The 19,672-nt window shown below is 70.4% G+C and carries 18 protein-coding genes and 1 pseudogene; 10 read left to right on the top strand and 9 right to left on the bottom strand.

Annotated features, from left to right (window positions below; translation table 11 throughout):
* The first annotated feature begins 832 nt into the window (after positions 1-832).
* The gene (locus IZR01_RS14370; protein ID WP_194924112.1) at positions 833-1,252 is read left to right on the top strand and encodes an MFS transporter; all 420 of its coding nucleotides are present in this window, start codon (positions 833-835) and stop codon (positions 1,250-1,252) included.
* Here the strand turns inward: IZR01_RS14370 and IZR01_RS14365 are convergent.
* Both IZR01_RS14365 and IZR01_RS14360 read right to left on the bottom strand, forming a co-directional pair.
* The gene (locus IZR01_RS14365; RefSeq protein ID WP_194924111.1) at positions 1,238-2,107 is read right to left on the bottom strand and encodes a LysR family transcriptional regulator; all 870 of its coding nucleotides are present in this window, start codon (positions 2,105-2,107) and stop codon (positions 1,238-1,240) included. The genes IZR01_RS14370 and IZR01_RS14365 overlap by 15 nt on opposite strands.
* A 16-nt stretch (positions 2,108-2,123) precedes the next feature.
* Positions 2,124-2,981, bottom strand: a complete 858-nt coding sequence (locus tag IZR01_RS14360) for an NAD-dependent epimerase/dehydratase family protein (RefSeq protein ID WP_194924110.1) — start codon at positions 2,979-2,981, stop codon at positions 2,124-2,126.
* A 242-nt stretch (positions 2,982-3,223) separates the two neighbouring features.
* On the opposite strand from IZR01_RS14360, the gene IZR01_RS14355 reads away from it, so the two are divergent.
* Both IZR01_RS14355 and IZR01_RS14350 read left to right on the top strand, forming a co-directional pair.
* The gene (locus IZR01_RS14355) at positions 3,224-3,991 is read left to right on the top strand and encodes an SDR family NAD(P)-dependent oxidoreductase (RefSeq protein ID WP_194924109.1); all 768 of its coding nucleotides are present in this window, start codon (positions 3,224-3,226) and stop codon (positions 3,989-3,991) included.
* A gap of 54 nt (positions 3,992-4,045) precedes the next feature.
* Positions 4,046-5,458, top strand: a complete 1,413-nt coding sequence (locus IZR01_RS14350) for an amidohydrolase family protein (protein WP_194924108.1) — start codon at positions 4,046-4,048, stop codon at positions 5,456-5,458.
* 9 nt (positions 5,459-5,467) lie between these two features.
* Here IZR01_RS14350 and IZR01_RS14345 read toward each other — a convergent pair whose 3' ends face one another.
* Together IZR01_RS14345 and IZR01_RS50490 are read right to left on the bottom strand one after the other, a co-directional pair.
* Positions 5,468-5,917: a nuclear transport factor 2 family protein gene (locus IZR01_RS14345; protein ID WP_194924107.1), complete on the bottom strand. Its 450-nt coding sequence runs from the start codon at positions 5,915-5,917 to the stop codon at positions 5,468-5,470.
* A gap of 15 nt (positions 5,918-5,932) precedes the next feature.
* Positions 5,933-6,109 (bottom strand): annotated as a pseudogene (locus IZR01_RS50490) (SDR family oxidoreductase); the annotation flags it as partial.
* On the opposite strand from IZR01_RS50490, the gene IZR01_RS14335 reads away from it, so the two are divergent.
* A complete protein-coding gene (locus IZR01_RS14335; protein ID WP_228559444.1) occupies positions 6,099-6,362 on the top strand; it encodes a helix-turn-helix domain-containing protein in 264 nt (87 codons plus the stop codon). The pseudogene IZR01_RS50490 and the gene IZR01_RS14335 overlap by 11 nt on opposite strands.
* 1 nt (position 6,363) lies before the next feature.
* Here IZR01_RS14335 and IZR01_RS14330 read toward each other — a convergent pair whose 3' ends face one another.
* The gene (locus IZR01_RS14330) at positions 6,364-6,552 is read right to left on the bottom strand and encodes an antitoxin (protein WP_194924105.1); all 189 of its coding nucleotides are present in this window, start codon (positions 6,550-6,552) and stop codon (positions 6,364-6,366) included.
* A gap of 157 nt (positions 6,553-6,709) precedes the next feature.
* Between IZR01_RS14330 and IZR01_RS14325 the strand changes: the two genes are divergently transcribed.
* Positions 6,710-7,759 (top strand): ATP-binding cassette domain-containing protein, encoded by a 1,050-nt coding sequence (locus IZR01_RS14325; protein WP_194924104.1) that lies wholly within the window; start codon positions 6,710-6,712, stop codon positions 7,757-7,759.
* Positions 7,756-8,541 carry an ABC transporter permease gene (locus IZR01_RS14320; RefSeq protein ID WP_194924103.1) on the top strand — a complete coding sequence of 262 codons (786 nt, stop codon included), beginning with the start codon at positions 7,756-7,758 and terminating at the stop codon, positions 8,539-8,541. The genes IZR01_RS14325 and IZR01_RS14320 overlap by 4 nt, the downstream gene beginning before the upstream one ends.
* Here IZR01_RS14320 and IZR01_RS14315 read toward each other — a convergent pair.
* The 4 genes from IZR01_RS14315 to IZR01_RS14300 form a co-directional block, all read right to left on the bottom strand.
* Positions 8,519-11,746: an ATP-binding protein gene (locus IZR01_RS14315; protein WP_194924102.1), complete on the bottom strand. Its 3,228-nt coding sequence runs from the start codon at positions 11,744-11,746 to the stop codon at positions 8,519-8,521. The genes IZR01_RS14320 and IZR01_RS14315 overlap by 23 nt on opposite strands.
* Before the next feature lie 49 nt (positions 11,747-11,795).
* Entirely contained in the window at positions 11,796-13,250 is a 1,455-nt protein-coding gene (locus IZR01_RS14310) for an APC family permease (protein WP_194899873.1), read from the bottom strand.
* 69 nt (positions 13,251-13,319) lie between these two features.
* Positions 13,320-14,525: an alanine racemase gene (locus IZR01_RS14305; RefSeq protein ID WP_194924101.1), complete on the bottom strand. Its 1,206-nt coding sequence runs from the start codon at positions 14,523-14,525 to the stop codon at positions 13,320-13,322.
* A 15-nt stretch (positions 14,526-14,540) separates the two neighbouring features.
* Positions 14,541-15,785, bottom strand: a complete 1,245-nt coding sequence (locus IZR01_RS14300; RefSeq protein ID WP_194924100.1) for an ROK family protein — start codon at positions 15,783-15,785, stop codon at positions 14,541-14,543.
* Positions 15,786-16,122: 337 nt separating this feature from the next.
* Here IZR01_RS14300 and IZR01_RS14295 point away from each other — a divergent pair, with 337 nt between their 5' ends.
* The 4 genes from IZR01_RS14295 (at position 16,123) to IZR01_RS14280 (ending at position 19,664) form a co-directional block, all read left to right on the top strand.
* Positions 16,123-16,884: a polysaccharide deacetylase family protein gene (locus IZR01_RS14295; RefSeq protein WP_228555196.1), complete on the top strand. Its 762-nt coding sequence runs from the start codon at positions 16,123-16,125 to the stop codon at positions 16,882-16,884.
* Positions 16,885-17,077: 193 nt separating this feature from the next.
* Entirely contained in the window at positions 17,078-17,908 is an 831-nt protein-coding gene (locus IZR01_RS14290) for a glycosyltransferase family 2 protein (protein WP_194896493.1), read from the top strand.
* Complete coding sequence (locus IZR01_RS14285) at positions 17,878-18,489, top strand: hypothetical protein (RefSeq protein WP_194924099.1); 612 nt, start codon at positions 17,878-17,880, stop codon at positions 18,487-18,489. The genes IZR01_RS14290 and IZR01_RS14285 overlap by 31 nt, the downstream gene beginning before the upstream one ends.
* The gene (locus IZR01_RS14280) at positions 18,486-19,664 is read left to right on the top strand and encodes a glycosyltransferase family 4 protein (RefSeq protein ID WP_194896495.1); all 1,179 of its coding nucleotides are present in this window, start codon (positions 18,486-18,488) and stop codon (positions 19,662-19,664) included. The genes IZR01_RS14285 and IZR01_RS14280 overlap by 4 nt, the downstream gene beginning before the upstream one ends.
* The last annotated feature ends 8 nt before the right edge of the window (positions 19,665-19,672 follow it).

The following is a 19,672-nucleotide window of genomic DNA, read 5'->3' as shown; positions in this document are numbered from 1 at the left end:
TGTCTCGGTACACCCGCTATCCCGGCGGTATCGGTTGTGGCCACCGGGCCGATCCGGCGGCCGCCAACCCGACGTGCGCACCCCAAGCGCCGGTGCGTTGGCCAGCAGCTAGACCGGCAGCCGAACTCGCGAAGCCGCCGGTACCACACCACCAGTTTTGTACTTCTCCGGTCGGTTTTCGGTTCGTTCCCCTCGGTCGCGTCGGCAGGGCTTCGCCTACAGCGCCGGTGGCCGGGAGTCAAGTTCGCGCTATACAAACCGCAGCTTGCAGGCCTGACCGCAGCGGCGCGGACTTTACTCCCGGACACCGGTGCTGTACCCCTTGGGGCTGACGACGCGACCGTGGGGAACGAACCGCAACCACCTCACAAACCGCCAGCGCAGGGCCCTGACCGGACCACCCTATGGAACCGCGCCAGTTCCCCGAGGGAGCCAAGAGCCCCCGCCGGAGGCGCCGGGCTCTTCATCACAGTTCTTGACCTTGATCTGGCTGTTGACCTTGCTGTTGATCTTGCTTGTGTTCTTGATCGCGCTCTTGACCTGTCTCTTGCCTGTGCTCGCGCTCTGACCTGCCGGAGTTGAAGAGGCCTGAGGTGCGGCGGGATCGTGAACGCGAAAACCGGCAGCCGACAAACACACCCACCAACCCGAACCCCGAACCGGCACAACCATAACCGAAGGCCGTAAAAATGCTTTGAAACCCACAGCCCAGCAGCAACCCGGCCCACAAACCCTAACTCCCCAAAAGAGGATCCGAACCCTGAACAGCCCACAGCCAGGACCCACCCCGCGCAACCGCCGCCACGACCACGCAGCGAACGAATCTCTTTCGGTGACCGGGCTGAGCTTCACCGGCGCCGCGCTCGCCTGGGCTGCGGCGTCCTGGGCGCAAGGTCGCCTGCTGCGGGATGTCGGGCGCCATCATCTGGTACGCGCGGGTGCTGTCGTTCTGGCCGTGGCAGGCCTGTTCGCCATCGCGGGATCGTATCCGGAGACTCCGGCCTTCACCGCGGCGGCGGCGCTCATCCTCGCCGGCGGCGGCATGGGGATGCTCGTGCCCTGCCTGACCGTGCTGTCGCTGTCCCACAGCCCGGCGCACTGGCAGGGCTACGCGAGCTCGGCCATGCAGACCATGCAGAACTTGGGGCAGGTCACGGTGATGGGCCTGGCAGCCGCCGTGTTCGCGATCGGCTCCGACTCCGGCACTGGCTCCGGATCCGGATCCACCCGAGCAGGCCTACTGTTCGGGTAGAAGAGTGACGGCAGCCTCGACGAACTCCTCGACCAGTCCTCCGGTCTGCCCGATCGGCCAAGCCGCCGCCACGCGGTTGGGACCGAGATCCTCGACCGGGATCACCTCGATGCCCGGCCGGGTGTAGAAGTTCGCGGTGGAGGCCGGGATCACGGCGATCCCCTGTCCGCCGGCGACGAGTTCGAGCTTCTCCTCGACGCTGTGGATCGCCGGCACCGGGCGGCGTTCGCCTGTCCGCAGCTCCACGGCGATGTCGCGCCATTCGGGGACTGCGCCAGGGTCCTGCAAGAGGTGGTCGGCCGCCAGGTCGGCGACGCGTACGGCTTCCTTGCCCGCGAGGCGGTGCGCCGAGGCCACCACGACGACCCGTGGCTCGGTGAACAGGGGCCTGATCTCCAGGCCCGCCGGGTCGATCGGCAGGCGCACGATGCCGACCTGCGCGCGGGCGTCGTGGAGCACCTCCACCTGGTCGTGCCAGCCGGTGCGCAGCATCCGCACGTCCAGCCCGGGGTGGTGCTCGCGCAGCAGGCGGACGACCGGGGTCACCGTGATTCCCGGCATGAACCCGATCGTGAAGCGGGTGACGCCCTCGCCGGCCGCGCGCACCCGTCGCAGCAGCGCGTCCGCTCCCGCCAGCAATGGCCTGGCCTCCTGGACCAGCTGTTCGCCGGCCGGTGTCAGCTCGGTGTGGCGGCGGTCCCGCATGAACAGCTCCGCGCCCAGTTCGCCTTCGAGCGCCCGGATCTGGCGGGAGAGCGCGGGCTGGGCGATGTGCAGGCGCTCCGCGGCGCGTCCGAAGTGGAGTTCCTCGGCCACCGCGAGGAAGTAGCGGAGCTTGCGCAGGTCGACGTCCATGCGGTTCCTTCGGATGTCAGATCCGCTCGAAGGTTTCGAGCGGATCGTCATGCTTCGGTGCCCAGCCCAGCTCCCGGCGGGCCTTGGCCGAGGTCAAGCGCTGGTCCAGCGCGAACGCGTCCGCGATGGGCCCCATCTGGGCGCGGGCCTGTTCCATGGTGATCGACACCGTCTTGCCCGCGAGCCCGGCGCCACGCGCCGCCGCCTCGGCGACTTCCTTCATCCTCGGGTGGCTCTCGCCGACCCCGATATAGACCGATCCCGCCTTCGCCGAGAGCGCCGCCGCGTACAGGGTGGCTATGTCGTCGATGTGGACCAGCGCCCACCGGTTGGCGCCGTCACCGATATACGGAACGGCACCACTCAGCTTACCCGGCGTGACGAAGAAGTGGTCGATCAGCCGGTTGTCACCTCCATAGAGCAGCCCCGGTTGCACGATGACCGGCCGGCCGCCTTCAGCGGCGCGCGCCAAGACCTGGTCTTCGACCGGCTTGCGCCAGGCCACCACGGTCGGCGCGTTCCACGACGCGGTCTCGTCCTGCACGCCCTGGGTGTCGCCGTAGACCCAGCTGCCACCGGTGTGCACGTAGGTTCCGGCTCCGACGCCGTCCTGCATGGCCGTGGCCGCGGCGAGATCCGTCTGCGCGGAGTCGGCCTGCGCCAGATGGATCACCGCTTCGGCGCGCACGGCCGCGTGGTTGAGCACGTCCAGGTCGGTGAGCCCGCCGCGCACCGCGACCGCCCCCGCCGCCGTCACGGCCTGTGCCGAACCCTCGCTGCGCGCCAGCGCCTCCACCATGTGGCCGCGGCGCACCAGCTCGGCGATCGTGGCCCGGCCGATGTAGCCGGATCCGCCCGTCAGGAAAATCCTCATGTCTCATCCCTCGTCGTTCTTTCAGGTTCGCTTCCAGCCTGCGGCCTGATCAACGCCGACGTCCAAGACCTGTATCACGCTCTGTGATGCCCGAAAGGCATCACGGCCGCGGAGATGCCCTAAGGGCATCACAGGACGCGCGACAGGTCTTGGACAGCGCGAGGCCGGGAGATCGACAGTGGATGTGTCGCCGCGACAGCGGCCCGAGATGAATCTCGAACACTTCTCCTGAAGGTCTAACGATGGCTCACGTCCTGATCACCGGATCCTCCGACGGGCTCGGCCTGATGGCCGGTCGACTGCTGGTCGGCCAGGGCCACGCGGTCACTCTGCACGCCCGCAACGACCAGCGGGCCGCGCACGCACGCGCCGCTGTACCCGACGCCGAGAACGTGCTGGTGGGCGATCTGGGATCGCTCGACGGCATCCGATCGCTCGCCGCCGCTGCCAATGCGGCGGGCCGGTTCGACGCCGTCATCCACAACGCGGGCATCGGCTTTCGCGAGCCGCGCCGCGTCCAGACCGTCGACGGCCTGTCCCAGCTGTTCACCGTCAACGTGCTCGCGCCCTACCTGCTGACCGCGCTGATGACGCGCCCCGACCGGCTGGTCTACCTCAGCTCGGGCCTGGCCCGCGGCGGGGATCCGGACCTGTCCGATCCGCAGTGGACCGACCGCCGCTGGAGCGGCACGCAGGCCTACAGCGACAGCAAGCTGTTCGATGTCCTGCTCGCGTTCGGGATCGCCCGGCTATGGCCGGACGTGCTGTCGAACTCGGTGGAACCCGGCTGGGTCGCGACGAAGATGGGCGGCCTCGGCGCGCCGGACGACTTGGATCAGGGCCCTGTGACCCAGGCCTGGCTCGCCGTCAGCGACGACGAGGCCGCGATGCTCACCGGTCGGCACTTCTACCACCGGCAGGAGCGCTTCGTCTCCGCTGAGGCGCACGAGGCGAAGGCTCAAGACGCCCTGCTCGACTACTGCGCCGAGCTCACTGGCACAACGATCTGAAACAACGACCTGAAGCAACGGTCTGAAACAACGACCTGAAACGGAGAGTCCACCATGTCCGACGAAATCCTGATCACCGGCGGCCACGTCGTGACGTTCGACGACGCGCTCGGCGACCTGCCCGGCGGCGACGTGCGCGTGCTCGACGGCGTCATCGCCCAGATCGGCACCGGCTTGCGTCCGGGGCCGGACGCCGAGGTCGTCGACGCGAAGGGCCGACTGGTGATCCCCGGCCTGATCGACACCCACCGGCACGTGTGGCAGGGCGCGATCGCCGGGTTCACCCCGCAGATGACCGGATACGGCTATGGACCCGCCGTACTGACCGGGATCGCCCTCAATCACACCCCGGCCGACATCTACGCCGGCACGCTGTGGGGAGCGTCGCAGGCGCTGGACGCGGGCATCACCACGATCGGCGACTGGGCCCACGCGCTTCAGTCGGCCGACCACGCCGACGCCAATCTGCGGGGCCTGCTCGAATCCGGGATCCGCGGCGTCTTCTTCTACGGCGGACCCGGCCCGGCCAGCACCGACCCCAATCCGCCGCACCCGCTCGACGCCCGGCGCATGCGCGACGAGCAGTTCCCCGCCGACCGCGATACCGCAGGGCGCGAAGGACTCGGCGAGCACGGCGAACCCGGAGGACGAGGAGGACGCGAAGGACACGGACAACCCGGAAAGCGCGGAAGACTGCACATGGGCATGGCGCTGCGCGGCCCCTGCTTCACCTCACCCGAGCGCAACCGCGAAGACTTCGCCTTCGCCCGCGAGCTGGGCCTGCCGATCTCCATCCACGTCGGGATGGCCGGCACCGCGGACGCGGTCACCCAGCTCCGCCGAGACGGGCTGCTCGGCCCGGACGTCAACTACATCCACGCCAACCAACTCACCGACGAGGAGATGGACCTCATCGCCGCCTCCGGCGGGACCGTCACCATCACCCCGAGCACTGACCTGCTCATGCAGTTCGGCACCTACCCCGCGACCGGGCGCGCCTTGGAACGCGGCATCGTCTCCGGACTCGGGGTGGACACGATCTGCAGCGCCGGCACCGACCTGTTCTCCGAGATGCGCCTCGCGCTGGCCGCCGAACGCTCCCGGGCGAACGCCGGCTCCCTGGCCCGCAACGAGATGGTGCACGAAGTCGCCCTGCACCAGCGGGACATGCTGCGGCTGGCCACGCTCAGCGGTGCCGAGGTACTCGGCCTGGCCGACCAGACCGGTTCGCTCACCCCCGGCAAGCAGGCCGACATCACCGTCGTCGACCTGCGCTCGCCGCACCTGGACGGCTTCGGCGATCCGGTCGCGATGCTCGGACTCGGCGCCGGCCCGGCCGACGTCGAGACGGTCCTGGTCGGCGGAGAATTCGTCAAACGCGATGGCATCCTGGTCGGCGCGCACGCGATCGAGGCACGAGCCCTCATGCACGAGACACAAGACCGGCTGCGCGCCGCGATCGGCTGAAGACCGGTCTCAGTCCAGCTTCGAAACCTGGTAATGGTCGAGAAGCCAGCCCTCTGACTCCCTCTTGGCCAGAACACTGATATACACCGTGAGCGCCGGCCGGTCGGTGAGCCCGAAGGACACGCGCAGGTATCCGAGCACCAGACCATCGGCGAGGCGCCGGCTGTGAAGGATCTGGTAGTCGGCCGTCATGCCGAGGGGCTGCGATGCGTAGTACTCGGCGACGCCGGGCCGCCCGACGCTATAAGGGTGCAGGCCCTGGAACAACGCCTCCTCGGTGAAGACGGCGGCGACGTGCTCGGGCTCGTGCGCGTCCACGTGGGTCTTCCAGCGGTCGAGGACGTCGCGGAGCGCCGTCTCGTTCTCGACCGCAGTCGTGGGCGTGGGCGAGGGCGAGGGCGAGGGCGAGGGCGAGGGTCTACCAGTACCAGTACCAGTAGGCGTACTCGTGGTGTTCATGGTGACTCGCCTTCCTCAGTGGCCCGCACTCTGACCGCCGTCGACGTGCAGGGTCTCCCCGGTCACGAATGAGGCCTCCTCCAAGTAGAGCACCGCCTCGACGACGTCGCCGATCTCGCCCATCCGCCCGAGCGGGTGCAGCGCGGCGAGGAAGTCGTGGGTGTCCTCGGGGTGCATCGGCGTGCGGATCAGCCAGATGGTCGTCGCCTGCGACGGCATCGTCACCGCCGGCGCCGCCTTCGGGCACATCGACCTCGCGCTGGCCATCGTCCGAGCCGGCAGCCCCGCCCTCGCCGACCTGGTGACCCGCTACCTGGTGGTCGACGAACGCCCGTCGCAGTCCGCGTACACCATCCCCAGCTCCCTGGCCCAGAGCGATCCCACCGTCGCGGCCTTCGAACGCTGGACTCGCGAGCACCTGGCCGAGCCCCTCAGTATGAGTTGAGCTAGCGCCGCTCGTCCGTGGGCGGACGGTTCCCGACTTGGTCGGCGAGCTTCTTCTGAACCGTGTCGACCTGGCCCTGGTACTTGTTCCCGGTCTTCGAGTCGAAGACGTCGCCCGCCTTATCGATGCCCTTGTGCGCCTGGTCCTCATGGCCCTTGAGCAGGCCCTTGATCTTGTCGAGAATCGACATGGCCATCCTCCTCGCGATCGTCCGGCTGTCCCAGGATCGCCCGATTCGTCCCCGGCCGCATTTCGAGCGCCGCGCCATGGGCTCTGACCAGGGCTGACGGCACCGGTGAAACCGCGCTGAAACCGCGCTGATCCGCCCCGGACGCAGCCTTTCCCGCATGACGGACCCCACCGAACACCCGGCCGCGATCACGGTCTCGGGCCTGCGCAAGGCCTACGGCCGCCACACTGTCCTGGACGGCGTCGACCTCGTGGTCGCCGACGGCTCGATCCTCGCTCTGCTCGGCCCGAACGGTGCCGGCAAGACGACGGTCGTCAACATCCTGTCGACGCTCATCGCCGCTGACGGCGGTACAGCGGTCGTCGGCGGGCACGACGTGGCGCGGGACGCCGAGGGCGTGCGCGGCGCGATCGGCGTCACCGGGCAGTTCTCGGCCGTGGACGATCTGCTGACCGGCCGCGAGAACCTGATCCTCATGGCCGACCTGCACCACCTGGGCAAGAAGGCCGGGCGGGCGCGCGCCGCGGAGCTGCTGGCCCGCTTCGATCTCACCGAGGCCGCCGGGAAGACCGCGGCGACGTACTCCGGCGGCATGAAGCGCAAGCTCGACCTGGCCATGACGCTGGTCGGGAACCCGTGCGTGATCTTCCTCGACGAGCCGACCACCGGCCTGGACCCGCGCAGCCGCCGCACGATGTGGGCCACGATCCGACGCCTGGCCGACGACGGCGTCACGATCTTGCTCACCACGCAGATGCTGGACGAGGCCGATGAGCTCGCCGACCGCGTCGCGGTGCTGGACGACGGCCGGATCGTCGCCCAGGGCCGGCCGGCCGAGCTGAAGGCCCGCGTGTCCGGCGGCCACATCGAGCTCGCGTTCGCTGATCTGGCCGCTCTGGACGCCGCCTCGCGCGTCCTGCAGGTCATGGCCCGCGATGACGACGCGCTCACGCTCCAGGTGCCCGGCGACGGCGGCGTCCCGGCTCTGCGCGCCCTGATGCGCCGGCTCGACGACACCTCGATCGAGGTGCGGACGCTGTCGGTGCACAGCCCCGACCTCGACGACGTCTTCTTCGCCCTGACCGGCCGCGCCACCACCGACCTGAACCGCGCCGACCGGAACCGCACAGACCAGAACCGCACTGACCAGAACCACGCCGCCGACCAGGACCCCACCACCACTGAGCAGATGGAGGACGCGCGATGAGCTCCCATGCCTTCTTCGCCGACTCGGCCACCATGACGCGCCGCAGTCTGCGGCAGACCGTCCGCTACCCGGTGATGATGATCTCCTCGCTCGTCGTCCCGATCATCTTGTTCCTGCTGTTCGCCGGCGTCTTCAGCGGTTCGATGAAGGCCTCCGTCGCGGCCTTCGCCCCCGGCACCTCGTATGTGGACTACATCGTCCCCGGCATCGTGCTGATGACCGTCGGCTACGGCAGCTCGACGACGGCACTGCGGGTCAACAGCGACATGACCTCGGGCATCATGGCCCGCTTGCGCACCATGCGGATCACCCGGACGGCCGTCCTGACCGGCCACGTCATCGGCGCCGTCATCAGGACCCTGATCGCCATCTCGCTCGTCCTGTGCGTCGCGGCCCTCAGCGGCCTGCACACCCGTGCCGACGCGCTGGCCTGGCTCGGCCTGCTGGGTGTCATCAGCCTCCTGACGATCGCCATCACCTGGCTGTCCGTGGCGATCGGCCTGGCGGCGAACAAGCCCGAGGGCACGAGCGGCTTCACGCTGCTGGTCCAGGTACTGCCGTTCATCAGCAGCGCGTTCGTCCCGATCGGGTCGCTGTCCGGGGCGCTGCGCTGGTTCGCCCGCAACGAACCCTTCACCCCGATCATCGACACCATCCGGGGCCTGCTGCTCGGCATGCCGATCGGGCACAGCGGCTGGGTCGCCGTCGCGTGGTGCTCGGCGATGGCGCTCGGCGGCTACTTCTGGTCGCGCGCCCTGTTCAACCGCGGCCCTTCGCGGTAGCCCGGGCCACGGTTCGCAGCCCGTCCCGGCCCAGGCCGGCGTAGGAGGACACGGCGTCCTCGTACGCCGGCCCGTCGGCGGCGCGGGCCACGGCGGTGATCCGGGCTGAGGACAGCGTGGGCTGGAGGGTCTTCGGGAAACCGAAGCGCTCGGCGAGGGCGATGGTGCGCGCGCCGTCGGCCCCGGCACCCCGGCCGATGTCGTCGACCGCCAGCGCGATCAGCAGCACGCCGTGGACCGGGGAGTCGAACTGGTAGAACGACTGACCGGCCGAGTTCTCCAAGATGGCGAGCAGCTTGCGGGCGAGCTCGGACACGATGGGGCCGACCAGGTCCAGGCGGTCGTGGGCGGCGTGCGCGATGACGCAGCACGCCTGGGCGGTCAGGGTGGACGGCTCCAGGCCCGGCGGATCGCTCCGGTAGAGCGGATCGCTGGTCCCCAGTGCCGGATCGGCGGCGCGCCGCCACAGCCGCAGGCCGGCGTCGATGTCGCCCTGCTGGAGGCGGAGCTCGGCGCACACCCCGAGGCGGTAGGACGTGGAGGCCGAGGACAGCTCGGTCCCGGTCCGCTCGGCCTGCTCGATCCAGTGCTCGGCCGCGTCGGCGTCGCCGGTCACGAGGTTGGCCGTGGCCAGCGACCACATGATGCCGAACCTGTCCTCGTTCCCGCCGAGGATGTCCAGCGCGGCGTGCAGGTGCCGACGGGCCGCCTCGCCCCGCTCCAGGTTCAGGCTCAGCTCGGCGATCCGGCCGTGCGCCACCAGCCGCGTCCACCGCGGCCCGGCCTCCCGGATCACGGCGAGCATGCGCTCGGCGCAGGCCAGCGCCCGGTGGAGGTCGCCGTCCTGCTCCCAGACGTAGCTCGCGGCCGCGTTGGCCAGGCCCGCGAGCAACGGCTCCGGACTGTCGCACAGGGCGATGACCTCGGCCGGGTCCGAGACGGTGAGCACCGCCTGCCCGGCGCGGATGACCGTGTCCGGCGGGACTGTCGGGAGGCGCCGGAGCACGACTCGGAGCCGGAGCGCGGCCGGACTGGGAAACACCAGGCTGTTGAGCAGACACAGCAGCGCGGCGGTCCGGCTCGCCTCGATGAGGGCGGTGTCGTCGGCGGCGGGACGCAAGTGGGACAGCGGCCGGGCGATGTCCTCGGTGAGCGCGGCCATCCGGGAGTATTCGGCGCGCAGGCTCCAGAAGACGCCGAGCGCCGCGGCCGTCGCCGCCACCGCCTCGCCCCGGTCCGTGTCGAGCGAGTGCCGCAGCGCGAGTTGGAGGTTGTCCTGCTCGTACCCGATGTGGTCGAGGTTCGGGTAGGCGTCGGTACCGAGCGCGGCTTCGTAAGTCGCCAGCGCGAAGTCCTCGGCCCAGTCCAGGAATCCGGCCAGGACGGTGTCACATTCGCCGGCCGCGCGCCGCTCGGCGGCGCTGAACTCGCGGACCGTCTCCAGCATGTGGAAGCGCAGGCCGGCCGGCGTGTCAGCGATCTTGAGGAGCGACTGGTCGACCAGCTGTTCCAGGACGAGGTCGTCGCCGAGGAGGTGGCGCGCGGCCTCGGCGGTGAAGCCGTCGGGGAAGACCGACAGGGCACGCATGGCCTTGCGAGCATCCGGATCCAGGAGGTTCCAGCTCCAGCCGACGACCGCTTCCAGCGTCTGGTGGCGTTCGGGCGCGTCCCGCACGGTCGCGCGCAGCAGCGCGAACCGGTCGCCCAGCCGCCGGGTGATCTCGGGCACCGACATGACGCGGACCCGGGCCGCGGCCAGCTCGACGGCGAGCGGCAGACCGTCCAGGCGCGCGCAGAGTTCGCCGACGGCGGCGGCGGGGAGTTCGACGCCGGGCCGGGCGGCGTTGGCGCGCTGCGTGAAGAGTTCGACGGTCGTTTCGAGATCGAGCTCGGCGAGGCGGTGGACGGACTCGGAGGACAGGCCGAGCGGGGTGCGGCTCGTGGTCAGGATCCGCAGGTCCTTCATCGCCGCGACGAGTGCCCGGACGAGTTCGGCGACGCCGCCGACGATGTGCTCACAGTTGTCGAGGACGAGCAGGACCGGACCGCTGCCGAGCACTTGCGCGATGCCCGAGACCAGCCGGGGCGGGACCAGTCGGGGCGGGACCGCGGCGCCGCGCCGGGCACCATCGTCGGGGACGCGGGCCGCACCGCCGGCTGCGTGCGGATCGGCGGTGGCGCCACGCACCGCCGCCGCGAACCCCGCGGCCGGGGCCCAGACCGCCTCGCTGACTCCGAGCGCCGAGGCGACCTCGAGCGCGACTTCGCCGTCGTCTCGCACGCCCGCCAGTGGGACGAAGTGCACCACCTGCTGCCGCGCGCTTCGGCTGACGGCGTGTGCCAGCCGCGTCTTGCCGAGTCCGCCGGGCCCGATGATCGAGGTCACCCGGGACATCGCCACCAGCTCGGTCACCGTCGCGATCGCCTCGTCTCGCCCGAGAAGCGGGTTCGGTTCGTACGCGACCCCGTGCCGGACTACCGGCTTCTCGCCGGTCAACAGTTGCTGGTACCCGGCCTTGAGGACGGCGCCGGGATCGGTTCCAAGCTGGTCCCGCAGAGCCCTGCGATAGGCGTCGTACCTGCCGATCGCCGCCGACGGTCCGGCCGTGGCCGCCTCACAGCGCAGCAGCTCCAGCAGCGCCTCCTCGTCCCGCGGACGCTCGCGCACCACCTCGGTGAGCCCCTCCAGGGCCTCGGCCGGACGTCCGAGCCGCGCCAGGGCCAGCGCCCGGGCGCGGACCAGGGCCCGACGGGTCGCGGTCCGTTCGGTCCGCAGCACCGACAGCGGGTCCTGAAGCGCCGGATCAGCGTCCTCCGCCTCGTTCCAGAGCGCGAGTCCGGCCTCGGCGTGGGCCAGCGCCGCCGAGTGCTCGCCGGCCCGGGCCTGCTGTGCGCCGGCCGACAGGCTCACCACCGCCGCCGACGTGTCCAGCTGGTCCTCGGCCAGCGCCAGCCGGTACCCGACCGCCGTCTTCACGATGACGTCCGATCCCAGGCGGGACCGCACCCGCGAGACCAGGATCTGCAACGCCTTGGCCGGATTCTCCGGCTGCTCATCGGGCCACAGTCCGGCTGTCAGCCTGGCGGTTCCGCAGCCGCTGCGCAGGTCGGTGGCGAGCAGCGCCAGCAGGCTGTGCAAGCGCGCGCCGTTGATCTCCTCCCCCGCGAAGGAGACCTTGGGCAGCAGCCTCAACTCGATGGACACGCAGCCCAGCGTAGAACTCGTAGAGCTCGTAGAACTCTTCCGGCGGCGACTATTCCGCGCCCCAGACCCGGCCCATGGCCTCGATCCGCTCTGGTGTCCGGCGTCGTACGACTATGAAGTAGCCGCCGCCGACCAGGAGCCAGATCAGGATCAGGTACGGCACGCCGTTGCTGGGCCAGGTCGGGATCGGCCACAGCTGGCCGTAGATCGGCAGGAGCATCAGGAGGCTGCCCAGTGCCGGCAGCGCCCCGTGCCGCAGCCAGGAGAACTGGTCGCGGTGGCTGCGCAGGTAGTAGCGGATCAGGCCGATGTTCATCGCGATGTAGATCAGGATCATCGCGATGCCCAGGACCGAGCCGAGCAGTCCGTAGGCGCCCATCGGGGTCTGCCACCAGCTCAGCGTGAGGGTGATGACCGTCGCCATGATCATGTACACGGCGGTCGCGTGCTGCGGGGTGCCGTTGCGGTCCGTCCGGCCGAGCAGGCGGGGCAGCAGGCCTTCGCGGCCGAGGGCGAACAGCATCCTGATACCGGCCGTGGACCCCGCCAGGACGTTGGCGAATTGGCTGTTGATGACCGTCAGGGCGATGATCCACGCCACCTTGCCGGACCAGAACGTGTTCGAGATCGTCGTCCACGGGTCGCTGGCGCCGGCCAGGTCCGCGCTGCCGTGCGAGCCGAAGCCGATCGCGGCGACGTAGCCGGCCAGGACGTAGACGACGCCGATCATCAGGACCGCCGCGAACAGCGCGAAGGGGACGCCCTTACGCGGGTCGCGCGTCTCCTCGGCCAGGGTGCCGGCCGATTCGAAACCGACGAACATCAGCACGCCCCACAGCATCGCGAAGCCGATGCCGCTCAGGCCGGTCAGCGAATGCCCGGGGTTGAACGGCTGGATGCTCAGCGAGTTCCCGCCCGCGCCGCCCTTGACCAGGACGGTGCCGAACAGGGCCAGCAGGACTCCGAGTTCCAGGGTCAGGAAGATCAGGGCCGCCTTCGTCGACTGGCCGATGCCGCGCGAGGCGATGAACCAGACCACCGCGACGAACACCAGGCTGACGATCGCCCACTTCACATGCCAGTGGAACTGCGTGGACAGGAACTGGCTGCCGAACCCGCCGATCGCCGAGAACAGCATCGGGCCGGTCGCCGCGTAGGCGAGGATCAGCAGCCAGCCGGTCAGGAAGCCGGCGCCCTTGCCGAACGCGTGGGTGGTGAAGGTGAAGGCGAAGCCGGTGGCCGGCAGCTTGCGGGAGAAGGCCGCGATCGTCGAGGCGATGATCAGGCAGGCGAGCATCGCCAGGGCGATGCCCACCGGCATCGCGTAGCCGGATTTCTGCGCGGCCAGCGGCGTGTTGAAGAAGATGCTGGTGGCCGGGCCCATGAAGGCCATGGCGACGATCGCGGCGCCGATCGAGCTCAGGGCGCCGCGGCGCAGGCCGCCGGGTCCGGTGCCGGCTTCGGATCCGGTCGACGGGGTGGCCGGTGCGGTGGTTTCGCTCATGACGACGGTCCTTTCTGGTGCCGCGGCGGGTGGCGTGGGCTGGTGACGTAGGTGACGTGGGCGGGGCGGTCACCCCGGGAGGTCGGCGGCCGATCCGTCGGCGGCGTAGACACCGGCCACTTCGGGCCGTCCGGTCGCGACGCCGCGGATGCCGGCGACGTAGGCGCGAGTCACGAACGCCTGGATCCGGAAGCCGAACAGGACGGTGTCGCCCTCGCGGATCGCGCCCTCGGGGAATCCGCCGATCGGCGCGTAGTAGTCGATCGTCGCCGGATCGGGGATCTCGACGTCGTAGAGCGCGTCCGCCGAGACCGTCGGCGACCCCGAGACGAGCGCCCGCGCCTGGTACGGCGGGAACACCGGGTCCACGTACAGCCCGCCGCCGAACGCCCACGCCTCGCCCCGGTGCAGGTGCGAGACCTCGGACAGGTAGGCGACGGCCGGGACCTCCGGCAGGTCCCGGGTCGCGTGCAGCGGCGTCGTGCCGGTCAGCCCGTGCCCGGGCTCGACCTGGGTGGCGCCGGCGTTCGCGAGCGCTTCGAGCATCACCGACGACGTGGTGCCCGGCGCGTTGACCCGGATCCCCTCGCGTCCGGCCTTGGCCAGGGCCTCGACGGTCCGGTGCAGCGTCTCCAGGTTCGGCGTCGGCTGGACGGTGCGCGCCGCCGCGTCGAACAGCAGCGCGGGGAAGGTCGTGATGCCGGCGAAATGCGCGCCGTCCAGGGCGTCGAAGAGCATTGCGATCTCGTTGATGTCACGGCCCTCATCGATGACGAACCCGCCCTCCTGGCTCCGGTAGAACGTGTCGCCGGCCGCGACGACGCGCGCCAGCAGCGCCTGGTCGCGTCCGAGCGCCCGGGACGCGGCCGCGGCCTCGCGCGCCTTGTTCTCGCTGAAGACGGTCCAGTTGGCGGGGTCCAGAGCCGCGGCCTCGGCGGCCTGGCCGCGCGGGACCTGGACCAGATGCCCGAGGTGGCCGAGCCGCATCCCGGCCCGGCTCGTGGCGCGGGCGTCGGGCATGTCGACGGCGACCACCGTGTCCAGGCCCGCACGCTGGAGCGTCCGGCAGACGTCGGGGTTGCGGCCGAGCTGTTTGGTCATCGCGAACACTTCGAGCCCGAACTTGTCGGCCTCGGCCTTGATCAGGCGCGCGTTGGCCTGGACCGTGTCCAGGTCGACGACATAGGTGTTCGGCGGCAGAGCGCCGCTCTGGTGCAGCGAGATCGCCGCTTCCAGGAAGGCGGGATTGCGGCGGCGGAGCAGGTCGAGGAACATCTGCTGGCTCTCCTTTCAGACGGGCAGGCGGCCGGCGGACAGGCGGTCGAGGTCGGGGGCGGGCACTGTGATGCCTATGGGGGCGGGCGCGGCGAAGAGCTGTTCCTGGGCGGTCCGCAGCGCGACGGCGACCGCGCCCAACAGTCCGGCCCGATCTCCCAGGGCGCTCGCGCGGACCTCGACCGGCCGGGCCATCAGCTGCGCGAGCACGCTTCGGACCGGTCGCAACAGCTCCTCGCGCGCGCCGATGCCGCCGCCGAGGACCACGAGCTCGGGGTCCAGGACGGCCGCGACGGCGCTGATCGCGAGGGCCAGCACCCGGGCCTCGTCGTGCAGCGCGGCGATCGCCGGCCAGTCGCCGCGCGCCGCGCCGTCGAAGACGGCCGGAACCAGGTGGCGATCGCCGGCGACCGGGCCCGCGGCGGCGGTGCCTTGGAGCGCGACGTACCGCCGGGCCAGTGCCTCGCCGCCGGTGGCCATCTCCAGCGGGCCCTTGGCGCGGTTCGCCGGGTCGAACGGGTCGGCGCCGATCGGCATGTAGCCGATCTCGCCGGCGGCCCCGGTCGCCCCGGTGCGCAGCTCGCCGCCGACGACGATGCCCATGCCGATACCGGTGCCGACGGCGATCACCACGAAGTCCTGGAGCCCGCGTCCGTGCCCGGCCCACTGCTCGCCCAGCGCGGAGACGTTGACGTCGTTCTCCACGACCGTGGTGACCCCGCCGAGGCGGGCGCCGAGCTCGGCGGCGACGTCGAGGTCGCCGAAGGAGGGGATGTTCGGCGCGAACGCCATGACGCCGGTACGGCGGTCGAGCGCGCCGGGGCTGCCGAGCGCCAGGCAGGCGACCCGGCCGACGTCCAGGCCCTCGGCCTGGGCCAGGCCCCGCGCCAGTTCGGCGATCTGGTCGATGACGACGTGTCCGCCGCGCGGATCGGTCGCGACGGTCTGCTCGCGCAGCACCGCGCCGCCGAAGTCGCCGAGCGCCGCCCGGATCTTGGTCCCGCCCAGATCGACGCCGACGACCAGCCCGGAGGCCGGATCGACCTCGTACAGCGCGGCGGAGCGCCCGGCGCCGCCGATGACGCTCTCCCCCGTCGCCCGCAGCCAGCCGGCGGCCTCCAGCTGCGCGACGACCTCGGAGACCGTCTGCTTCGACAGGCGGCACCGCCGCGCCAGCTCGGCCCGGCTCAGCGGCCCGGAGGTCTGGAGCTGGTCCATCACCGCTCGCACGTTGAGCAGGCGCGAGGACTGGTCGGCCATGAGGACTCCGTCGGGTTCGTTCGTAAAGTTGACAAACTAATAATCGCACCCATGATCACCGCGGTCAACACACTCTCGCAACATTTCGCCGGCACTCTCGCAACATTCGCGGCCGACTCGCGGAACCACCGGCCCGCCCTTGCCGCACGGCGACCACTTCGCGCTGTCAGGGGCCTGCGACGACACCGATCGGTCCTCGACCGCGCCGACGAATCTGACGATCTGGCCGGATGAGCCCGGCCCTCTTCCGTGGAACGCTGCTGAGATCGAGGTACCGGGGCATATGCTGCCCACTGGCAGACCGGCCGTTTCGACTTGTATTGGAGTCGGAAACCCAATGACCGCAGCGCTTTCCCACGACTCGGCACCATCAGGCCGGCGCCTGCCGCACCTGCCGTTGATCATGATGTACCACTCGATCGGCGTCCGTCCGCACGACCCGAACGACCTGGCCGTGACCCCGGAGCGGTTCGAAGAGCAGATGGCGGCGTTGAGCCGTCGCGGGCTGCGCGGCGTCTCCGTGGCCGAGTTGCTCGCCGCCCGCGCCGCCGGGTCGGCGCGCGGGCTGATCGGTCTCACCTTCGACGACGGATACGCCGATGCCGTCGAGCACGCGCTGCCCATCTTGCAGAGCTTCGGTTTCTCCGCGACGTCCTTCGTTCTGTCCGGCCGGATCGGCGGGGCGAACGAGTGGGACGAGGGCACCCCGTGGCCGCTGCTGGACGAGGCCGGGATCCGGCGCTGGGCCGACGCCGGGTTCGAGGTCGGGTCGCACGGCGCGATGCACGTGGCCCTGGCCGGCGCGGACCCGGAGGTGCTGCGCACGGAGGTCGCGGACAGTCGCAGGAAGCTGTCAGACCTCGTCGGGAAGCCGTTGAGCGGCTACTGCTACGCCTACGGGTCGATGGACGCCGCGGCCCGCTCGGCGGTGGCCGAGGCCGGTTACGACTACGCCTGCGCGATCATCTCCCGGCTGTCCCTGGGGCCGCAGGCCCTGCCGAGAATCTACGTCGGCCAAGGCCATACATCGAAGCACATTGTCAAAATGCTCTACACGTATCGGCTCCACCGCCGGATTTCCGGCCGGAATACCGACTGATTCCAGAGCGCACGCCGACACGGTGCCCGAGGTGAATTCGATCACCCGTGTTTTATCTCAGAATCCTTTCCTTCACACGCCCCCCGAATACCTGCACCACGCGTAAGCTGTCGTACACCTTCCGCCACGAGCCGATGCGGGCTGCAAGGCTCGGCGGGTACCACCGTCAGACTTTTCCCTTGGGGGGACTCGAATGCGTTCGCTGTCGGTTGTAATTCCAGCATATAACGAGGCTGGAAACATAGAAGAGGTAATCGCTTCCATACCGGTATCGCAGTTGGCCGACCTGGGCTGGTCGACCGAGATCGTCGTGGTGGACAACAATTCCAGCGACGGGACCGGGGCGCTGGCGCGGGCCTGCGGCGCCCAGGTCGTGTTCCAGCCCGAACAGGGCTACGGCAACGCCTACAAGGCCGGCTTCGCCGCCGCCGAGGGCGAGGTGATCGCCTCCGGCGACGCCGACCGGACCTACCCGTTCGACTACCTCCCGGAGCTGCTGGCCAAGCTGGAGAGCTCCGGCGCGGACTTCCTGACCACCGACCGCCTGCACTCGGGCAACCGCGGCGCCATGAAGCACTCCCACTTCTGGGCCAACCACATCCTGAGCTTCTTCAGCCGGCTCATCTTCCGGCACGACATCCGCGACTCGCAGTCCGGAATGTGGGTCTTCCACCAGCGGGTCTGGGCCGGGGTGGACGTCCGCTCCCCGGGGATGGCCTTCTCCCAGGAGATCAAGAACGCGGCGGTGCTCGCTGGCTATAAAGTGGCCGAGACGACCATCGAGTACCGGGTGCGCGGCGGCGATGTGAAGCTCAACTCAGTGCGCGACGGTGTTCGTAATCTGGCCCAACAGTTCGGCCACCGGATCCGGCACGACGGCCCGGCGTCCGGCGATTCCCACCAAGACCAGGCCAAGCGCGATCTGCTCCCGGTAATGCGTTCGGTGAACGTGTCATCGGCGATCGTGGCAGAGGCAGAAGGAGCAACACCGGGATGCCAGCCCAGCAGCGGCAGGGCCGCCTGAGCGATGCGTTCGCCCGGCTGTTCGCGGCGCGATTCCGGAAGCCACTGCCGCAGCCGACCCCAGAGCCGGCTGACCCGAATACCGGTCCTGATACCGGCCCGAACGCCAACACCATCCCCGTCCCCTACCTCGACGCCGAGTCACCGCGGTCATCGTCCGCCATCCGGTCCCTGCTCACACGGCAGCGCCGACGGCTCACGATGAGCGCGGCGGGCGTCGCAGCCGTCGGCGTCCTGCTCGCGCTGCCGCCGATCCGCACCGAGCTGCGAAACTCCTTCACCCGGCTACCGCAGCCGTACACAGCCCTCTACTTCACCTCACCGCCGCGGGTCGACAGCACCGTCCTGACCGTGCCGGTGAGTGTGCACGCCGTCGACACCAGCACGGACGCCTACAGCGTCCGAGTGTGGACGGTCGACGCCAAAGGCCGGGTCGACGACAGCCAGAGCGCCGACCTCAAGTGGGACGGTCAGGCGTTGAGCGCCGTCGTCAGCATGCCCGTCAACCCCCAAGCCGACTACGTGTGGGTCTCGCTCACCGGCAGCGATGAGACCCTCCACTACAAGATCGCGGTGGCATGACCCAGCAGAGCTCCCCCGAGCACATACCCGGCACCGGCTCCGCGCCGGGCAAGCGCCGACACATCGTTCAGGTCACCCCGAACTACCCGCCGCTGCTCGGCGGCCTGGAGCAGGTGGTCCAGATCCTGGCCACCCGGCTCGCGGCCCGGAACGACGTCAGCGTGGTCACCACCGACAACCAGGCGGACGGCACGCCGCACAGAGCGGTCGAGCAGGGCGGCGTCAAGGTCCGGCGACACCGGGCGCTGACCGTCGCGCACACCTCGCTCGCCCCCGGCATGTTCGGCTCGCTGCTGCGGATCCGGCGCGGCACGGTGATCCATCTGCACTGCGCGACCGCGGTCGTGCCGGAGCAGGTCTGGATCAGTGCCCGAATACGCGGCCTGAAGTACCTGCTGCACTTCCACATGGAGGTCGACGCCTCCGGGCCGCTCGGCCGACTGCTGCCGTTCTACAAGACACACCTGTTCGGCCGGGTCGTCCGGGGCGCGGCCGGGGTCATCGTGCTCACCGAGTCGCAGCGCGACTTCCTGGCCGAGCGCTACGGCGTGGACCGGGCGTTGGTCCACGTGGTCCCCAACGGCGTCGCCGAAGAGTTCTTCCTGCCGCTGCGCGCGGCGAGTACGGAGCCTGCGACCGGTTCGGATCCTGATCCGCTGCGGCTGCTGTTCGTCGGCCGACTCGACGTCCAGAAGAACGTCGCCCGGCTCCTGGACGCGATGGCGCGGGTCACCGAGCCGGTGCGGCTGCGGCTCGTCGGCGACGGCGACCTGCGCCAGGCCCTGCTGGCGCAGGCGAGCCGGCTCGGGCTGGACGACCGGGTGGAGTTCGTCGGCCGCAAGCACGGCGAGGACCTGGTCAAGGAGTATGAGGACGCTGAGTTGTTCGTCCTGCCGTCGGACCGGGAGGGCATGGCGCTGGTGGTGCTGGAGGCCATGGCCGCCGGGCTGCCGGTGCTGGCGACCGCGGTGCCCGGCAACATCGAGACCGTCCAAGGCGTGGGGATCCTCGTCGAGCCGACCCCGCAAGCCCTGGCCACCGCGATCGACGGCCTGGCCCGGGACCGCTCGGCGCTGGCCGCCCCGGCGGCGGCGGGCGCGGCGCGGGTCGCCGACAGCCGCTGGGACCGCGTCGTGGCGGCGATCGAGGACGTCTACGAGCAGGTGGGATTCTGAAGACGGAG

The sequence above is a fragment of the Catenulispora pinisilvae genome, assembly GCF_015356865.1.
Classification (GTDB): domain Bacteria; phylum Actinomycetota; class Actinomycetes; order Streptomycetales; family Catenulisporaceae; genus Catenulispora; species Catenulispora pinisilvae.
This window is presented reverse-complemented; position numbering and strand designations above follow the sequence as displayed.